This window comes from Ureibacillus xyleni, from assembly GCF_900217795.1.
Lineage (GTDB): Bacteria > Bacillota > Bacilli > Bacillales_A > Planococcaceae > Ureibacillus > Ureibacillus xyleni.
In genome coordinates, this window is record NZ_OBMQ01000023.1 from 1 (window position 1) to 17751 (window position 17751).

The 17751-nt window shown below is 36.0% G+C and carries 21 protein-coding genes and 1 riboswitch; of the genes, 19 read left to right on the plus strand and 2 right to left on the minus strand.

All coding sequences use genetic code 11. From position 1 onward, the window contains the following. The first annotated feature begins 133 nt into the window (after nucleotides 1–133). The 4 genes from CRO00_RS19560 (at nucleotide 134) to CRO00_RS19575 (ending at nucleotide 2987) form a co-directional block, all read left to right on the plus strand. Nucleotides 134–1045: an MBL fold metallo-hydrolase gene (locus CRO00_RS19560; protein ID WP_097075361.1), complete on the plus strand. Its 912-nt coding sequence runs from the start codon at nucleotides 134–136 to the stop codon at nucleotides 1043–1045. Between the two features lie 65 nt (nucleotides 1046–1110). Continuing rightward, entirely contained in the window at nucleotides 1111–1290 is a 180-nt protein-coding gene (locus tag CRO00_RS19565) for a hypothetical protein (protein ID WP_097075362.1), read from the plus strand. A gap of 145 nt (nucleotides 1291–1435) precedes the next feature. Further along, nucleotides 1436–2182: a DUF4085 family protein gene (locus tag CRO00_RS19570; protein ID WP_097075363.1), complete on the plus strand. Its 747-nt coding sequence runs from the start codon at nucleotides 1436–1438 to the stop codon at nucleotides 2180–2182. 202 nt (nucleotides 2183–2384) lie between these two features. Beyond that, on the plus strand, nucleotides 2385–2987 hold the full coding sequence (locus CRO00_RS19575) for a hypothetical protein (RefSeq protein ID WP_097075364.1): 603 nt from the start codon (nucleotides 2385–2387) through the stop codon (nucleotides 2985–2987). Here the strand turns inward: CRO00_RS19575 and CRO00_RS19580 are convergent. Beyond that, complete coding sequence (locus tag CRO00_RS19580; RefSeq protein ID WP_097075365.1) at nucleotides 2971–3417, minus strand: hypothetical protein; 447 nt, start codon at nucleotides 3415–3417, stop codon at nucleotides 2971–2973. The two genes, CRO00_RS19575 and CRO00_RS19580, sit on opposite strands and share 17 nt — an antisense overlap. Nucleotides 3418–3456: 39 nt before the next feature. Between CRO00_RS19580 and CRO00_RS19585 the strand changes: the two genes are divergently transcribed. From CRO00_RS19585 to CRO00_RS19655, 15 genes are all read left to right on the plus strand, one after another. Then, the gene (locus CRO00_RS19585) at nucleotides 3457–3774 is read left to right on the plus strand and encodes a hypothetical protein (RefSeq protein WP_097075366.1); all 318 of its coding nucleotides are present in this window, start codon (nucleotides 3457–3459) and stop codon (nucleotides 3772–3774) included. Between the two features lie 633 nt (nucleotides 3775–4407). Beyond that, complete coding sequence (locus tag CRO00_RS19590) at nucleotides 4408–4776, plus strand: hypothetical protein (RefSeq protein ID WP_097075367.1); 369 nt, start codon at nucleotides 4408–4410, stop codon at nucleotides 4774–4776. Further along, entirely contained in the window at nucleotides 4763–4939 is a 177-nt protein-coding gene (locus CRO00_RS20370; protein ID WP_202615715.1) for a hypothetical protein, read from the plus strand. Before CRO00_RS19590 ends, CRO00_RS20370 begins: the two co-directional genes overlap by 14 nt. Next, nucleotides 4929–5114: a hypothetical protein gene (locus CRO00_RS19595; protein ID WP_097075368.1), complete on the plus strand. Its 186-nt coding sequence runs from the start codon at nucleotides 4929–4931 to the stop codon at nucleotides 5112–5114. Before CRO00_RS20370 ends, CRO00_RS19595 begins: the two co-directional genes overlap by 11 nt. A 482-nt stretch (nucleotides 5115–5596) precedes the next feature. After that, a complete protein-coding gene (locus tag CRO00_RS19600) occupies nucleotides 5597–6154 on the plus strand; it encodes a hypothetical protein (RefSeq protein ID WP_097075369.1) in 558 nt (185 codons plus the stop codon). 471 nt (nucleotides 6155–6625) lie between these two features. Then, the gene (locus CRO00_RS19610) at nucleotides 6626–6991 is read left to right on the plus strand and encodes a hypothetical protein (protein ID WP_097075370.1); all 366 of its coding nucleotides are present in this window, start codon (nucleotides 6626–6628) and stop codon (nucleotides 6989–6991) included. Between the two features lie 105 nt (nucleotides 6992–7096). Then, entirely contained in the window at nucleotides 7097–7318 is a 222-nt protein-coding gene (locus tag CRO00_RS19615) for a transcriptional regulator (protein WP_097075371.1), read from the plus strand. Then, complete coding sequence (locus CRO00_RS19620) at nucleotides 7315–7692, plus strand: YhjD family protein (RefSeq protein ID WP_097075372.1); 378 nt, start codon at nucleotides 7315–7317, stop codon at nucleotides 7690–7692. The genes CRO00_RS19615 and CRO00_RS19620 overlap by 4 nt, the downstream gene beginning before the upstream one ends. A gap of 100 nt (nucleotides 7693–7792) precedes the next feature. Continuing rightward, complete coding sequence (locus CRO00_RS19625) at nucleotides 7793–8212, plus strand: acyl-CoA thioesterase (RefSeq protein WP_097075373.1); 420 nt, start codon at nucleotides 7793–7795, stop codon at nucleotides 8210–8212. Nucleotides 8213–8338: 126 nt separating this feature from the next. Next, nucleotides 8339–12106: an AAA domain-containing protein gene (locus CRO00_RS19630; protein WP_097075374.1), complete on the plus strand. Its 3768-nt coding sequence runs from the start codon at nucleotides 8339–8341 to the stop codon at nucleotides 12104–12106. 20 nt (nucleotides 12107–12126) lie between these two features. Then, a complete protein-coding gene (locus tag CRO00_RS19635; RefSeq protein ID WP_097075375.1) occupies nucleotides 12127–12885 on the plus strand; it encodes a hypothetical protein in 759 nt (252 codons plus the stop codon). 54 nt (nucleotides 12886–12939) lie between these two features. Beyond that, a riboswitch (SAM riboswitch) is annotated at nucleotides 12940–13050 on the plus strand. Nucleotides 13051–13136: 86 nt separating this feature from the next. Then, entirely contained in the window at nucleotides 13137–14075 is a 939-nt protein-coding gene (gene metA, locus CRO00_RS19640) for a homoserine O-acetyltransferase MetA (protein WP_097075376.1), read from the plus strand. 251 nt (nucleotides 14076–14326) lie between these two features. Then, nucleotides 14327–14833 carry a sigma-70 family RNA polymerase sigma factor gene (locus tag CRO00_RS19645; RefSeq protein WP_097075377.1) on the plus strand — a complete coding sequence of 169 codons (507 nt, stop codon included), beginning with the start codon at nucleotides 14327–14329 and terminating at the stop codon, nucleotides 14831–14833. Then, nucleotides 14830–16146, plus strand: coding sequence for a DUF4179 domain-containing protein (locus CRO00_RS19650; RefSeq protein WP_097075378.1), 1317 nt, complete (start codon nucleotides 14830–14832; stop codon nucleotides 16144–16146). The genes CRO00_RS19645 and CRO00_RS19650 overlap by 4 nt, the downstream gene beginning before the upstream one ends. Then, the gene (locus tag CRO00_RS19655; protein ID WP_097075379.1) at nucleotides 16133–16687 is read left to right on the plus strand and encodes an SF0329 family protein; all 555 of its coding nucleotides are present in this window, start codon (nucleotides 16133–16135) and stop codon (nucleotides 16685–16687) included. The genes CRO00_RS19650 and CRO00_RS19655 overlap by 14 nt, the downstream gene beginning before the upstream one ends. A 21-nt stretch (nucleotides 16688–16708) precedes the next feature. On the opposite strand, the gene CRO00_RS19660 is transcribed toward CRO00_RS19655, so the two are convergent. Continuing rightward, nucleotides 16709–17751 (minus strand): hypothetical protein (locus CRO00_RS19660; RefSeq protein ID WP_097075380.1); only part of this gene is annotated, 1043 nt, incomplete at its 5' end.

Below are 17751 nucleotides of genomic sequence, written 5' to 3' on the forward strand. Positions count from 1 at the left end.
TTCCCGTAGGAGTCTTCGTGAATCCCACTTCCTAAAAGATCTGAGCGTATTTTTATTATAAAAATTTATTAAAATCGACTTTTTCAGTGCCCTAGACAACAGAACCGGATCTTTTTGTCCCAAAGGTGAGATTATGAGAACAAGATATGGAAATTTGAATGATGTATCAAATAAAAAATCATTTCAGGATATGCGAAAGTGGCAGAAGGAAAGACGCAGGAAAGTAAAGGATTTAACGAAAAATATACCGCAATGTTCAACCAAAAAAATCCAAGAAATTAAAAAAAATCGTAGTCGAACTTCTTATACCTGGATTGGACATTCGACCTTTTTGCTTCAATTAAATGGGCTTAATATACTTACCGATCCGGTATGGGCGAAACGAATGGGTTTTCAAAAGCGATTAACTGATCCAGGAATACCCATTGAAGATTTACCGGAAATCGATATTGTAGTCATTTCCCATGGTCATTATGATCATCTTGACTTTCCAACATTGAAAAAACTACAAGGAAATCCGGATTATTTTGTTCCCATTGGATTGAAATCTCTTTTCTTAAAAAAAGGGTATCAAAATGTAAGAGAAATGAGCTGGTGGGAATCAATTGAATACAAGGGAATTCAAATTAGCTTTGTACCAGCTCAGCACTGGACAAGAAGATCGCTATACGACATGAATACGTCTCATTGGGGTGGGTGGATATTCCAAACGACCGACGAAACGTTTTACTTTGTTGGGGATACAGGCTATTTCTCAGGGTTTATGGAGATAGCTGCACGTTTTAAGATTGATATCGTATTTATGCCAATTGGCGCCTATGAACCGGAGTGGTTTATGGCAGACTCGCATATTTCTCCAGAAGATAGTGTGAAAGCATTTATTGAACTAAAAGCGAAGCAGTTTGTGCCCATGCATTATGGAGCGTATCGTTTGGCAGATGACACAGGACCCGAAGCTTTAGAGCGATTACTACGTGAATGGGAAAAACGCCAGCTTCCAAAAGAGCAATTGAAGGTTTTATCAATAGGGGAAACTGTGATGTAACTAAAGTAAAAAATTGGTTTTGAACAAAAATTATGCGCATTACTTTCATAAAAGGGAGAGAATGGATGGAATATATAATTGTTTATGGAACACCAATTATCGCAATATTTTTCTTTGTCAATTGTGTTTCTTTGGCGAAGAAGATAAAAAAAGGGAATGAGAACACGGAAATCAATACAATTTTGGGTGCTATTATGTTTAGCTTTATTATTTACTGTTTAATTGGAGCAGGGTTTATAAACTAAAGATGGGTATTTACCACGAACGGTACTTAAGAAATTTCAAATATTGGCAGCAATATTTATAGTATTCCAATCATTTTAAACAACAAACATCACTTAGGTGTAAGATTTCCAAATATGTATAATAACAAAAAGCGAGGTTGATTAATTGAAATATTTTACGAAAGATTGGTACGAACTATGCCAAAAAACGAGTTTCCACCTACTCTTAGAGGAAGATCCACAAGCACAACACTTTTCCGAAGAATATTTTCAACAACTTTACAACGCTGAGTTACATCGTTGGCTTGATACACAAGAGGAAATTCATCATTGTTTAGTAACCGAATATGGGCATAAAGAAACGTTTGATAGAGATAAAGAAAAGGAACAATTCCACGATGTTCTCCTATATAATCTAGCGCATTTCAAAAGGGGATTACCAGAAACGATTTTAAACCAGATCGCGGATTTAAGGGTATTTGCGTTAAACAAAGCAAGCCGAGATGTCTTAGACGCTGTAACCAAATTTTGCGAGGAAAATGACAGGATAATAGACAAGGTTAGTGGGGATTTTAGAAAATATTACCAAGAGGCCTCCAAATCGATTAGTAAAGAAATTGTTGAAAACTTCGCATTTCATGATTGTATAGTCATAAAAGTCGTTCAAAATGGCAACTCCTTAACATTACACCTTGATACGTCAGGCGGGTTTACAGATATCAATGAAATAACCTTTGAAAATATGAATATCTTAAAACAAGATGATGTATTGGAAGAAGCATGGTGGTTATATGAAGAAGTGTACAAAGTGGAGGACAAATACGAGTTTCATGTCTTACTTCAAAATAAAAATATGGAACTAATTGACTTTATTATCTCAGCCGATCGATTTACTTTTTTAAGAGGTCACTGAGCATGTATGAATACATCGTAAAAGTTGAGTTTAAAAAAAATATCTTGTAAGCCTAAAGAAGACGGTACTTACTACGAACTAATTTTTGGAAGACCTTTGCTACAGCCGGCTAAACAGGGAAACTAAGATAAAATAATAAGTATGGTTAACTTGGTAAATTATGTTAAAATTATTTATATTATACTTTTTTTGGAGGAAAACGATGAAACGAATGCCATTTGAACCACCGACAGAACATTACGATCAAAGAGTAGCTGCAATCGATGAAGAAATATGTCACTTACTTAAGCAACGGAAAGATCTTTCTAATAATCCAGGTTTTCCTACTAGAGAATTAATTGCAACTTGGGCAGAAAAATATTCCTTTTATAAAGACTTTCTAAATATTGTTTTTGCTAACTTCTTAAATGAAGAGTTTTATAAACCTATAGTTGAACCAAATGGCTTTCTTAAAAATATACCGATTCTAAAATCGTTTGAAAAAGATGATATATTTTATACTGTTACTTTTGTAAGTCAGTTTGAAAATGCAAGTGTGGTCCATTTAGATATTGATAGAATTTATCCCAATGTTGATTGGCATCATCGGGAACATAGCTTTTTTGAACTTTCAATCGAAGGGAAAGAAAATTATGATTGCCGTATTGATGGTGGGGGAGGCACTGGTGGTCATGAATCTTTTACATTTGTCATCTCTCCCACTTTACCCGACGATATTTCCAAATATAAATTAATGTTTAAACAATATAAAATGCCAAATAAAAAACCCACTGGCATTGAATTTGTTATTAGTGGTTCAGCTTAATCATATCTTTTGTTAATTCTTTTTGCTTTTCATTTACTTTTTTATAATAATCCAAAACACTTTTTTCATTATGATCTGTTTCGAGGTGAAGCAGAAGTTCCTCTAAAAATTTTTGCTGTAATTCATAAGAGTCTAACAAATCTTGATGATATTTTGTTGTTATTTTTGGTACTGTTATTTGTTGAAGTTCTTCAATCGTTGCTTTTACTGATTGTAACGCCAATTGACTTTTATTTTTTAATTCATCTTTTTCTGTTAATTCACCTGAAATAAATAACTCAAAATAAACATCGAACCCTTCTTTTACACTTAAATAAGATTCTGTCTTCGATGTTACTTCTTCAACATAAGCTTGTCTTTCTTCTTCAAGTTGACGATTACAACCAGATAGAAGTAAAACAGATATCACAAACATCGAATAAATTCTCATATCTTCACCTACCTTTACTATTAATATAGGGGGGAAATCGTGAATATTCTACCATACTTTTTTGTTTCATTAATAACTGTGTTCATTGTGAATTTAGTCATGTGGTTACTATTTAAAGATGTTGAAAAAAAGGATAAGGGATTTGTCCTAGGCTATTATAGGTTATCTTATCGCAGAAGATTCATCCGCTCTCTGTGGGGGATTCCCTTTGCCCTCTTAGTCTACCTTGCTTTATTTTGGCTGGTTGATTTAACTTCAATTGAATACATACTGGTAGGAGCAATTTTCTTACTTCTTATCTTTGTCGATTCCAGTTACAACTATATAAAATGGAAAAAGAATGGGCGCAATTCTTAAAGATTTGCGCTTTTTGAATTGAAACTTTTTCCAATGAAACTCGTAATAAAGTTATACATGCAAAAGGGAAATGGGATAAATGGCGATAGTTTAATCATAGGCTGCCTTCGATTTCAAGTCTAACCAGCGTTTTAGCATTATATCGTTTGTTCTTTCGGATTAGGTATTTAAACAAGTAAAAATTTGGTGTAGGTTTTGGTGAGCAGGGAACGAAATAAGTTTATAAATTAGGAGTGACACGGGATTGGAAATTTTTCTATTCGGCATTATAGGCTTTATTATACTTTTTCTCACAATTACATATGCCGTTCGATATGGTATTGACACTTCGAGACAGGTGAAGTCTTTAAAGTCAGAGCTTAAAGAGATAAAAAAACAAATTAAAGAATTAGAGAAAAAATGATTTGATTAATACATAATTTCAGAGCCGTTCACTCGTTTAAGAAATCGCGGTCATTTTAACATCAAGTGGCTTTCCTCAAACATTTGGATGGATACTTTCATTCGTTGTGGGCTGGATTAATGAAAAGGAATCAAATGGTTCAATTTTATCAAGCTGGTTATTACATGGAATGGTCAATTTGATTGCTTCGATGTATATAGCGTTTAGTATGTAGAAGGAGAGAAAAACCAATGATCGACCAATGTAAATGTAATGAAACATATAATTTAAGAGTGGAAGCAGATATCAGTGCTGATGCAATCTGGTGTAATAGATGTCGTACGAATTTTTGCATTTCACAAGTTCCACTTTCCGAGGAATTAAAATCTGAATTAGCGGAGTGGATTTCAACGTATGGTGAGTGGATCGATTGGGCGAATGACGCTATCGTTACAAATGGGTTTGAACTGGAAGAAATACATAACCAACAAGGATTAAAGCTAACGGAAAAAGTAAAGAAGGAAATGAATCCGAAATACAAAATTACGTTTTCCCCATCTACATTTGCCAAAAGACATGCAAATAAGGAAGAAATGAGGGTTAAGTATGAAAAATATTAACGGGTTATATGTTTCACTCGTGCTCATGATGGTGGTCATACTAGCAAATACAACACTATTCAACAATAAGTATTCTGGGATATTTATGTTCATTAGCTTAGGAATTTTTATCGTGGGGAACGTCTTTTTTATTAATGCTAGAAAGTCAGAAGATGAAAAGTAGATTTATTAAGTACGAGCCGGGTAAAGAGCAAAAAAACGAGAAGACTCTAATGAAACTTAAAAATCTAGCGAACCATCCGGACAATTCAATAGAGCTACAAACGTCAGAACAATTAACGAAAGAAGAGGCGTTGTTTTGGGTGAAAGAATTCGACATATATCAAGCAAAATTATAGAATCTGGCGCTATCCTAAAGTTGAGATCGCAAAAAATTGAAACTTCTTCCAATTTCTTTCATATTAAAATTGTACGTTTAATTCAAGAACTAAAAATAACAAGTAATGTATTTATGAACTACATCGCGCGGGTTCAATAAACTAGCGATAGCTGAAACTAAAATTATAGGATAAAGGAGTGATTTGTATCGTTGTCCTACTAATTGTACTAGGAATAATTCTATTGATTTTAGGTTTTTTAACACCGATATCTTCGGGAATGACACTTTTAATTTCTATTATTTTGTTTGTTATTGCATTTGTTCTCTTATTAAAAAGAAAGAGATCAAGATTATGAAGCAAATGACAATTTATGTAGATTGTCTTAAATTTGGCGATGAATATTTCATTTATGAGCCCATATGAACTGTCATAAACACATTTTGCTTAACTCTTTCTTTTTTCCTGATTGTATGGCGTACTTTTTTGAAAAGGAGTGCATTATGACAAAGAAAAATTTTATCATACTTGGATGTTTTCTTTTGTTGGGATACATATTTTATGTTGGCAAATATTCAAACGAAGGTATTTTAAAAAATGTGATAGAACGAGATGGATATGACCTTCACCAGATGGCAAATAAAGAAACGATCAAGCTTTTTATAAAACCTGAATGGATTCCTTTTACGAACGAGAAAGAACAAAATTTCGAACTTAAACTAACCGAGAAACACAATACAAACATCCTTCTCGTCCAGGTTTGGAATAGAGGTGAGGATATCTATTTCTCCTTTGACACCTCTTACAATTTAAACTATAGCAAAGGTACTTTTCTGTATAATGGCATTTTTAATGAAGATGGCACGTTCTCTACTAGCGGATCATTTAATGATTACAATGTTTATAATCAAAAAGGCGAGAAATGTGTTGTTGGTCAAAATAGCCAAGGCCCAAATTCTGCTTTTGGATTTGCCATTGAACCAGAAAATTATGACGTAATCAAAGATGGATTTTTTGTGGAATATTCGGGGTTTTATCTGTACGAGTATTCAAAAAAATAAGTGGAACAGGCTTCCAAATATAGCGTCAACAATATAAATTTATTTGGAGGGGATGCTATGGAAATTTTAACAGGTAAGGTTGTTACCATATCTTTCTTTTTACTCATCGTTACAATGATTGAAACGTTAGCTTACTCTACGCGGATTTCCGGGAAGATGTTGCTTATCTTGTATTCTTCCTAGCCTCAGACGAAGCACGTTTTGTGACAGGTGCTCAAAATCGCAATCGATGGCGGACAAATAGCTAAATAATGGTTTTCTTAATAAGCTTGGTTTTTTTCGCCAAGCTTTTTTATGTGTTAATGGGACAAATTATTTTTTATGATGTAAGCTATGTAAGCAAGGAACCGTCAACCGAGGGAGAAATCTTTCACATAAAATAGTTGATATGGAATAAAATAGTCTTAAAAATAATTCTTTTGTACCGATACTTATATAGGTATAAAAAATTATAGGTGGGTGACTTTAGTAGTGGATGTAAAAGAAATTATTTCCAAAATAAATGAAGCTGTGGAGCAGTTGGATTTTACGACAGCTAGAAAATACATTGAGGACAATTTGGAAATCGTTAATCAAGAGCGTGCTTTTCTAAAAAGTAACGCGAGAGAAATTCTTAAATTTATTATTGAAAAAATAAATTCCGGGGAAAAACCGCTATCCAAAACAGAAATTAATGAAATAAAGGTGATCAATACGTATGCATCTCGTTTAGATATACGTGGATTGAAGCTTAATCTAAAAGGAAAAGAAAAATTACTCTTAAAAGATGAGACGTTGAATTATCTAAATGCCGATGCAAAAATCATCTTAGAGGGTATGGGAGCAATAAAAAAATAATGAAATTCACCTTTCCACATGTGGAAGGGTGTTTTTTTATTGCAGAACAGGAACAGATGTTCTATAATTAGAACAAACAAATGTTCTGGTTGTGGAGGGATAAAAGTGAAAGAGCAGTTATTAAAAATGTTCAAACGGAATCTGCTAGTTGATATGATGTACATTGATAAAAATAATGCCATCACAAAACGTCGTATTAAGGTCACTAAGATTACAAATGATACATTTAGCGCGTACTGCTTCACAAGGCACGCCAACCGCACTTTTACTATTGAAAATATACTTGCATTGAAACCAGTAATTCAGAAAGAACGTGACATCATATGAATGCTGCCATTTCAGAAATCATCCATAAACAAATTATTTTAGATTTAACGATACGAACACTTGAGCGCGAACGTAAACATCTGGATGACTTAAAAATGAAAAATGCTTTTGAACTATGGATGGAAGCAAAAATAAAAGAACTTCAACAAGACTTAAGAGCTGTCAAATACGAACTAGGTAAACTTGGGGTTAAAGTTCAATCGGAAAAGTGGGACAGTACGTTTACTGAATACACTATACTTGAACGGGGAGCAGTTTACCAAAAAAGATATAGTAATATTGCTTTAAGGAATTGGACTGATGAAGAGGTAAAACGGCTCCTTGGATTAGAACATAGAACCGTTGAATCGGGTAATACAAAGGTAACAAGATGAAAAAGGGCAATCATTGTAAATCACCAAAATTATAAAATTTTAAGCCTAAACCCATGAAATCACTTGTTTTTACGGTATAATTAGTGCTAGAGGTGATACAATGTTTGTCAGTGAAAAACAAATCGAAATTCGCTATGCCGAAACAGACCAAATGGGTGTGGTGTATCATGCGAATTACTTAGTATGGATGGAGATTGGGCGTACAAAACTAATTTCTGATCTTGGGTATAATTATGCTGGGTTAGAGGAGCACGGGTACATTTCACCGGTGTTAGATGTATCGGTCCAATATAAAAAAGCAATGCGTTATGGGCAAGTTGCAACGGTTCGTACATGGGTTGAAAATCATTCCAAACTACGCACAACTTATGGCTATGAAATCCTTCATGAAGACGGCTCTGTTGCAGCAACAGGAACAACCTTACATACGTTAGTGAAGAAGGATACTTTCCGACCAACCGCTTTAAGTAAAATAGATCCTGAGTGGGATGCCAAATACTTAGAAATTGCTCGTACTTAAAAACTAATTCACCAACTCAGGCTAGCCAAGCTAGTCTGTTTTATTTTTTTATGAAACTACCATCAAGGGACGTATCTTGTTATAATGACGTTTGTGAATATTTTTGAAAGAAAGTGAGGTGTGTTCATGGTACAAAAAATCGCTCTTGAATCTGTGAAATGTTTCATCGTGTTAACCAATACCGCTCGCCTTGCAATGCAAGAACATTTTCAAGATGAACACGCCTTTTTCAAATTACAAAATCCATTTGACATCTATATTGAAAAACAATCCATCGAACAAACCTCCATCAACTTAACTTTATATTTCGATAACAAACGAAACACGAATCTGAGTAAAAAGTTTGCAGGTCGTGTAGTCATTATGGATTGTATTTTTGACTTAAAAAATGGCTTAGTGGCAAAAAGTTTTCGTACTCGGGGGGCTCATACTCCCGTTGTCACTAACCGCCGTGAACGAATGCGGATCCATTTAGTCCCATCGCGTATTAATGGACATACATATCCTGAAAAATTTATTTCTACCATTGCCCAGCTCCCTGTAGCACAAGATCGTTTCGACTATGTGAACAAACGTATTTCGAGCTGGGAAGGGTATTTAAAGGTTTTATATAAAAACGCAAGCATTGATGATATTGATGCAACATTCAACTCCACTCATTTTAATGAAGATTATTCAAAAGTGACCCTTCGTTGCCATGTGGATGACAAACAATGGAAACAGCTAAAAGGTTTAAGTGCATATGTTAAAGGCTATCCGCGCGAAATAGGAGAAGTTACCAAAGTAAATCGCCAAGATCGAACTGTTGAAATTGAACTAAGCGCAAAATTAGCTAGATTATTCCGTAATAACGAATTTGACTTTACCTCTGAATATATTACATTTAGCAATGCTTCAACGAAATCTCAGTTGAATCGTTTATTAAAAGGCTTTGACCGGTTAAAGGAAGGTTTAGCCGCCAATGTCAATTTAGAAAACATTCTTTTTGAAGATCAACCGACCATTGCCGAACGAAAAAAAGATGTTGAACTCGATTTTTATAATAACCTAAATGAATATCAGCGTGATGCGGTCACAGGAGCAATCAGCGCGGAAGATTTATACGTCATCCAAGGTCCACCAGGTACAGGGAAGACGACCGTTATTTCCGAGATTTGTTATCAAAATGCAAAAGCAGGTTTAAAAACGCTCATTGCTTCCCAATCGAATTTAGCAGTTGATAATGCACTAGGCAGGTTATTATCCAATAAAGACATTCGAATTTTGCGATATGGCCGAACTGAAAGCATTGAAGAAGAAGGCAAAAAATTCATTGAAGAGAATGTGGCAGATTTTTGGAAAGAACAAACTTACGAAGCCATTACAAATGAAATCAAACAGCATCAAACAAAAGAAAATCAACTACAAATCGAAATTACTGATGCGACAACAGAAATCGGAAATTTAAAAGAAAAAGAGCAAAGACTACAACAAGAAATCCTTATCAAACAACAAGCACAAGAGCAATTAGAAAAGACTGCTGCTGAAATCGCTGAGTTAAAAAAACAAATCATTCCTCTTAAAAAAGATCGAGAAAAAACAGAGGAAACCCTTGAAAAACTACGCACTTCAAAAGAAAAAATCGACAGTAAAATAGAAGAGTTAACAAAACTTGTTCGTTCATCAGATGAAATGGATGAGCAAATTCAACGTGCACAAGAAAAATTATCACAATCCCAACAAATCATTCGATATGTGGAAGTTGATGCACAATACCAAAAGCTTGAAAATGACATTACACACTTAAACAATCAATTAGAACAAATCCACTCAAAAACAAATGATATTTCAAGCACTGTAGAAAAAGTGAAATCCTTTAAAAAGATTTACGATATAGAAGAATTTATTGTTGAACATGAAATTCGTCGCGGTTATGTGCTAAGCCAGTTATTTTCTGATATGGAAAAACTACACGAGCAAATTAGTCAGTTTAAATCGTTAAATGACATTTCAGCAAGACTAGAAAAAGCAATTGAATATAGTCAGAAAACACTTGGCATTCATGTTCAGGTGTCCAATCTACCACCAAACCAACATTATTCATTACAAGAAGTGAATGAGTTTTTGACGGAATTGAGTAAAGCATTTGCTCAGCAAAAGATAAATGCCTTTAATGGAACGCGTTCAGTTGAAGGGCTTTATTCAAGGAAACTATACTTAGCTCAACTATCTCAACGTTATCAAGCATTAATCAATGAATCCGTTCTTGTGTTTACGAAAATAAAAGAAGAAGTCATTGAACAAATCATGATGCAAACAGGCGTTGAGCAATCTACAATTGATGGGTTAAACAGTAAAAAAGCAAATCTACTACTAAATGCATCTCATTTAAAAGCGCAACTAGATTCGATTAAACAAAATGTTGGCGACATCTCAATACTACCGTCTATCGAGGAACTTCAATCCGTTTGTCACTTACTTAAAACCGAAATAGCAGAACTTCAAGAAACGAAATTGAAACAAACTGACATTGAAGCACAACTACAAACCAAGAAACAAGAGCAGGAACGTGTTGCGTCTGAACTGGCAAATGGTGAGACTGTTCTGAAAGACATGATTAATCAGTTAAAAGAGTTGAATTCAAAAGGGATACAACTTGAAAAGGATTTACAACAACTTGAGCAGATTACAAAGCAAAATCCTGAATTGGAACTGGAAAAAACGAAAGAAAAAATAGAAGCATTAGAAGAACAAATTGAAAAGCTGAATTTGAAAATCGAAATGCTACCAATTACGCAAGAGCTACAAGTCGAATGGAAAGGGTTGTTAGATCAAGCAACCGAACACGATTTAGACGAAATTCGTAAACTTTATGTTAAACACGCGAATGTTATTGGAACAACTTGTGTTGCTTCTGCCAATAAAGAATTTATGGACAACTATCCGATTTTTGATGTGGTCATTATTGATGAGGTTTCAAAAGCAACACCACCTGAATTACTACTTCCAATGTTAAAGGGTAAAAAGATAGTCTTAGTAGGGGACCATCACCAACTACCGCCATTAATTGGGGACGACACTTTTGAGGAAACATTGGAAACGGTGATTAGTGAAAGCAATACTTTTGAAGAAAAACGAGAGTTAGAAAAATTACTAGAAGAATCCCTGTTCGAGCGTCTGTACAAAAACTTGCCGAAAACAAATAAAAAAATGCTCGCAATCCAATATCGAATGCACGAAAATATTATGAAAACGATTGCTCCGTTTTATGAAAATGAAGGGGATTCGTTAAAATGTGGTCTAGCTGATTCTGATGCAGCACGCGATCATAAATTAGAAAGCAGTTTAATCAAACGAAGCGATCATTTATTATGGATTGATTTACCGAACTCGCCAAGTTACTTCGAGGAGCGAATGAAGGAAGGCTCGAGTTTATTAAACGCAGAAGAGCTAAAAACCATCCGTGCCATGTTAATGGACTTAAATCATTCTACTGAAATCGCAAAACAACAGGGGCTAATCCCTCAAGATGAGCTGAAATCAGTTGGGGTAATCAGTTTCTATGCAGAACAGGTGAAGCGCATAAACCGCATGATTGAACACGAACTCCATTTGCCACATTTACACATTCGTACAGGTTCTGTCGATAAATTCCAAGGGATGGAAATGGACGTTATTTTAGTGAGTATGGTCCGCAACAATGACAACAAAAACGGGGAAATCGGCTTTGCAAAAGATTATCGCCGTCTGAATGTTGCCTTATCACGTGCGCGGGAGCTTCTCGTTCTCATCGGCAGTGTCGATATGTTCACGAAACGACCGAAAAAAGAAGAAACACGAAACATGTATAGCCACTTGCTAACTGTCGTCAAATCTCAAAATGGCTATCGCAATGTAAAGGAACTAACATCTTAGTGTTTTGAAAGGACGGAACGATGGAACTCCATGCACTTCAACAAAAACTATCACAACAATTTCATAAAACGACCATTTTGGAGAGATTGATCTGGTGTGTTCCCGTTCATACGGTTAACATCGCATACAAACCGATTCTTCGTACAAAAATGGACATTTTAATGAAAATGCTTTTAATTTCATTGCAAAAAGCTAAGTTTAAAAAAGCCGAACAACTAAGTGAAATATTACTAGTAGAAGAACTATTCATTCAAGATTTATTATCTAAAATGCAAAAAACGGGATTAATCACGAAAGAAGAACATTATCGATTAACGGAAAAAGGGCTACAACAACTAACGAGTGGCGTCTTTGAAGAAGATCAAGACATGACGTCGATGGAAACTTTATACAGCCCAACCCATCAAACGTTCTTACACGGTGAAATTGAGGCAGTACTGGACTTTGAAGATTTCCCTGAAGAAATTTATAGACACCAAGTACAAGTGGAGGAGCTTCAAGTCGATAACGAAAAGATTATTAAAGAATTACGTTCGCTCCAAACCGATGAAGAAGCAGAAGAAGAAAGTAACTTATTTATTACGTCCGTTGAATCTTTTGAAGATATTCAAGTGAATGATGTGCCATGTATTGAATTTGTCCTTTTTGATGACGAAAAAGGGCAATTTACATCTCGCGTTTGGAACACACTGACGAATAATTGGGATGAGATTTTACAACATCAAATCGAAGAAAAAGAAAAAACTATCTGGAAAGAAAGATTTTTAACAAAAAAGTAATCTAGAATATTGCAAATATTTCTTCTACATGATAGTATTACATTAATTTCATCTTTCTTATCAAGAGAAGCAGAGGGATATGGCCCGATGAAGCTTCAGCAACCTCTAACATTCGTTAGAAAGGTGCTAATTCCAGCAAGGCGAGTTTGTCTTGGGAGATAAGAGTGCGGCATATAAATTATACCCTCTCATTCTCATGCTGGAATGAGGGGTTTTTTATTTTGAGATGAAAAGAAATGGGGGAACGTTAAATGCCTATTAATATACCGAAAAATTTACCGGCAGGCGAAAAATTACGACAAGAGAAAATTTTCGTCATGGAAGAAGACCGTGCCAAAACACAACAAATACGACCATTAAATATTTTAGTGTTTAACTTAATGCCAGAAAAAGAAAAAACCGAGCTGCAACTATTACGGTTACTAGGAAATACACCACTCCAAACGAACGTTACGTTTTTAAACACAGCCACTTACGCTTCCAAAAACGTGTCAAAATCACATTTAGACACATTTTATAATACATTCGATGAAGTGAAACATCGTCGCTTTGATGGCATGATCATCACAGGTGCCCCTGTTGAACGAATGGAGTTTGAAGCGGTTAACTATTGGGAAGAAGTAACATCGATTATGGATTGGGCAAAAGTCAATGTTACCTCTTGTATGTACATTTGCTGGGGCGCTCAAGCTGCACTTTATCATCACTTTAATATTGGCAAATTCGAATTACCGAAAAAATGTTCGGGTATTTACTCGCATGTGATTACAGATTTAACGGAAGATTTAGTGCGCGGATTTAGCGATGAATACGTTGCACCGCATTCTCGTCATACGTCTGTATCGCTTGATGAAGTGCGCGAACATCCTGAACTACGCTTATTAAGTTATTCTGAAGAAGCGGGTCCATTTATTATTCAATCAAAAGATACAAGACATATTATGATTACAGGTCACTTAGAATATGACGCGACAACATTGGCTGATGAATATGAACGCGATGTAGCAAAAGGCGAACCAGTGGACATGCCGGTGAACTATTTCCCGAATAACGACCCAAGCCAAACACCAAAAAACACATGGCGTGCACACTCGCACTTACTGTTCTACAACTGGTTAAACTACTACGTATACCAAGAAACACCATACGAATGGCACTATGTGGACGACAGCATCGAGTTCCATATTTAAAGGTACCCGGTACACAAACAATTCTGAAAATTCTATACAATTTAAAGCTAGGCATTTGGGATTGCTCAGGTGCCTGGCTTTTATATTGAAATTTTCGTCCGGATAGCAAGGAGATTCGTCCAGATAGAACAAAATTTCGTCCACATACAGCAACGTTTCGTCCGGATAGCGAAAAAATTCATCCATTTCAACAAAATTTATCTGAACGTTTTTGTAGTTTAAACGGTCTAATAACTAAAGGGGGAGATGCAATGTGTGAAATTGACCGAGCAAAACGGGCGATTCGCGGCGATGACGAATCATTTCTCGAAATTCTTCAATCACAAGAAGACACCCATTACCGTATTGCCTTTCATTATTTTCGCAATGAACATGATGCACTTGAAGCCATTCAAGAGTTTACATATCGCAGTTTAAAGAAACGCCACACCGTAAAAAAACCGGAATATCTATCCACTTGGCTCGTGCGTGTTTTACTCAATGTTTGTCATGATATGCAAAAGAAAAAAAGCCGTGTTGAATTGCACGATTCTTTAGAGATGGAAGCTCATACTGATCCATCTTATTTGGAACTTCACGAGGCTCTTTCAAAATTATCGATTGAACAGCAACAGTTAATCTACATGAAATATTACCGAGATTTAAAAAATGAAGAAATCGCGCAAGAAATCAGCATCCCTGAAGGTACTGTCAAATCGCGGCTACATACAGCAATCCGTAAATTACGTCAACTATTTGGGGAGGGAAGTCAATCATGAGTCAGAACGAATATGAAAAATTAAAACAAAATTTGCAAGCAATCGAAGTTCCGCAAGACAAACTCCACCAAGCGCGACAACAAGCATTTTCGAAATACAAACGAAATCAACAGATAAAAAGAAGAACAACCAAGCAATTCATTTTCGCAGCGATTCTAATTCTAACCTTCATTACTTCTATTCGTGTATCACCTGCCTTTGCTCAAACGGTGGCGAAAATTCCAGGATTTGCAGCACTCGTTGAAATGATTACCCAGGATAAAGGGGTAAAGGATATTGTAGAAAATGAATATTACGAAGAGCTCAATATCGTACAAACAAAGAACAAACTCACTTTAACCATTCTAGGGACGATTGCCGATGAGTCAGGAATGATTATCTTTTATCAACTCGAGGCTCCTTATGATATTTCGGAACTTCAAACAACAAAACACAAGTTGACACAAAATGGAAAAGACATAGAAGCATCGTCAGGTTACAGTTGGGCACCAAAAGACCCAACCAACGTTATCCAAGAAAAAATTGAAATTGTGTCTAGTAAACAAATGGACTATACAAATCCAAACTTTGAAATCACACTAAGTTTTGGCGATGATGCTCGTACAACGTTTAACGTTCCATTTACTTTAACCCAACCAATTAAAGCTTCGAAACAAATAGAAATCAATCAAACAATTGAAATTGAAGGGCAAAAACTTCACGTGGATTCGATTAAAGTGTCACCGTTACGCGCAGAAATTAAGCTAACAGATGACCCGGACAATACGCAGCAAATTTTACAAATTGGTGAGTTAAAAGTATTGGATGAACACGGGGAAGAGTGGGGGACAATCACAAACGGCATTACTGGCTTCGGAGGTTTCCGCGAAGAACAAAATAGTCTATTTATCCAAAGTAATTATTTTAGAGAACCCCAAAGTTTAACTCTTGTCATTGATCAGGTAGAAGCAATGCCAAAGGGTGAGGATTATATTGAAATTGATTTTTTAAAGGGCGAAATAGTAAAAATGCCGAAATTGCATGATTTTGAACTAACAATTCGAGGATCGAGTATAATTGATGTAAAGTACCCGGATAGACCAAATCACCACCGCCAGCTATTCAGTTCCGTGTTCGATGCAAACGGCAAGCAATTTTACAGTACCGGTCATTCCGTATCAGGTATTGATGGAAAAGAAGAAGCAAGTTATACTTTTGACTTAAAAGATGCGGTCAATCCTGTTCGACTTTATTTCGTAAGTTATCCGATTTATTTAGAAGGTTCAGCGGAAATTCATATCCCATTAAAAGGTGACGACAATGAAGTGGAGTAAAACAAAATCAACTCTCGAAAGTTTCTTATGTGAAAAACTAAAAGGCCGAATTCACATCCATGCAACCGTGTATCGGAAGTTTCACGACAGCCCAGCGAGAGTATGGATAACACGGGATGGAAAAGAAATTTTGAGTGCTTCTGATGTAACATATAGTGTGGAGTATGAGAAATTATATCAGCAAATAAAAGGAGATAAAACAATTCCCTATAACCCGGATTGGAATATTATGTTTCAATCCGCAGAACGTCAAGAGTTACTGAAAGCAGGGGATGAAGCAGAGCAAATTTTAACTAATCAAAATATATTTGAAAGCTATCATCTCTATGAACCTCTCATGACATACAGTTCCCTTTCCATTGAAGAAGCATGGAATTCAGAAAATGTGATGATAAAAGCTTTTTCAATGTTTGATCGACGGGTAGGGAAAAGGAGATTAAAGCAATTCACCTTGACTCAAGACACGCACCCATTAATTGTTGATTTTTATAAAATACGGTGTGACGTTGAAGGAATACAAAAACGCTTGGAGAGCTCTTAACTTTCCAAGCGTTTTCTATCGTTATAAAATAAACATCGCGACAATCGTTGTGACAACTAACCCGATCACGACAGGTAAGAAGTTTCGACGTGCTAATTCAAATGGACTCACATTACAAATCGCAGCAGCTGGAATTAATGCCCAAGGAACTAAAGTACCGCCGCCAACCCAAATCGCAGCAAGTTGCCCAAGCGCGGTTAATGTGGCAGTACCTTCACCAATGGCAGTGCCGAAGAGATTCGCGATGGATCCAGCTAGAGTGATACCAGAGAAGCCAGAGCCGTCTAACCCTGTGATGGCACCTACACCTGTTAACGTAACCGCCGCAATTTCAGCAGTTAACGGCACGACAGCAGCTAACGCAAGACCTAAGTCGTTAACGATTCCTTGAGAAGCAGAGGGTAAATATTCACCAATAATTTTCGTGAAACCAGAATCTCCTAAATAGAAGAAGGCAGCAATTGGAATTACCGGCCCAAATACTTTAAACCCAAATTGGAACCCTTCGATTAAATAGCTTGTTGTTTTCTCGAGCCCGTCGTTTTTGTGCGCAAATACTGCTAATAATAGTAGAATAAAGACTGTTGTTCCTCCGACAAGCGCCGTTGCATCACCACCTGTTAAATCAAATACAGACATCGCCACAACGTCAACAATAAAGGCAACTGGAATTAATAATGCAAAGAACTTTCGTTGGCCTATTGTGAGTAATTTTTCATTAACATCTTCTACAACCTTTTCACCAAATGTGCCGACCATTTCCATATTGCCACGTTTCATATCACGACGTAAGAATATAAATGCCACAATCGTTGTCACAACACCCATGACAATAACAAGGGGAATACTAGCCGATATCACATCAGCAACTGGAATACCCGCAGCATCCGCCGTTAACTTTGGTGCGCCCTGTATAATAAAGTCCCCAGATAACGCAATCCCATGACCAAATAAGTTCATCGCCATCGCAACGCCAAGCGCCGGAAGTCCCGCCCGAATCGCAACCGGTAACAACACCGCCCCAAGTAACGCCACAGCTGGAGAAGGCCAGAAGAACCACGAAA

Excerpts from the sequence above, each read along its gene's own strand:
- CRO00_RS19560 (WP_097075361.1), top strand. The coding sequence starts at position 134 with ATGAGAACAAGATATGGAAATTTGAATGATGTATCAAATAAAAAATCA.
- CRO00_RS19565 (WP_097075362.1), top strand. The coding sequence starts at position 1,111 with ATGGAATATATAATTGTTTATGGAACACCAATTATCGCAATATTTTTC.
- CRO00_RS19575 (WP_097075364.1), top strand. The coding sequence starts at position 2,385 with ATGAAACGAATGCCATTTGAACCACCGACAGAACATTACGATCAAAGA.
- CRO00_RS19580 (WP_097075365.1), bottom strand. The coding sequence starts at position 3,417 with ATGAGAATTTATTCGATGTTTGTGATATCTGTTTTACTTCTATCTGGT.
- CRO00_RS19590 (WP_097075367.1), top strand. The coding sequence starts at position 4,408 with ATGATCGACCAATGTAAATGTAATGAAACATATAATTTAAGAGTGGAA.
- CRO00_RS20370 (WP_202615715.1), top strand. The coding sequence starts at position 4,763 with ATGAAAAATATTAACGGGTTATATGTTTCACTCGTGCTCATGATGGTG.
- CRO00_RS19595 (WP_097075368.1), top strand. The coding sequence starts at position 4,929 with ATGAAAAGTAGATTTATTAAGTACGAGCCGGGTAAAGAGCAAAAAAAC.
- CRO00_RS19600 (WP_097075369.1), top strand. The coding sequence starts at position 5,597 with ATGACAAAGAAAAATTTTATCATACTTGGATGTTTTCTTTTGTTGGGA.
- CRO00_RS19620 (WP_097075372.1), top strand. The coding sequence starts at position 7,315 with ATGAATGCTGCCATTTCAGAAATCATCCATAAACAAATTATTTTAGAT.
- CRO00_RS19625 (WP_097075373.1), top strand. The coding sequence starts at position 7,793 with ATGTTTGTCAGTGAAAAACAAATCGAAATTCGCTATGCCGAAACAGAC.
- CRO00_RS19630 (WP_097075374.1), top strand. The coding sequence starts at position 8,339 with ATGGTACAAAAAATCGCTCTTGAATCTGTGAAATGTTTCATCGTGTTA.
- CRO00_RS19635 (WP_097075375.1), top strand. The coding sequence starts at position 12,127 with ATGGAACTCCATGCACTTCAACAAAAACTATCACAACAATTTCATAAA.
- metA (WP_097075376.1), top strand. The coding sequence starts at position 13,137 with ATGCCTATTAATATACCGAAAAATTTACCGGCAGGCGAAAAATTACGA.
- CRO00_RS19645 (WP_097075377.1), top strand. The coding sequence starts at position 14,327 with ATGTGTGAAATTGACCGAGCAAAACGGGCGATTCGCGGCGATGACGAA.
- CRO00_RS19650 (WP_097075378.1), top strand. The coding sequence starts at position 14,830 with ATGAGTCAGAACGAATATGAAAAATTAAAACAAAATTTGCAAGCAATC.
- CRO00_RS19655 (WP_097075379.1), top strand. The coding sequence starts at position 16,133 with ATGAAGTGGAGTAAAACAAAATCAACTCTCGAAAGTTTCTTATGTGAA.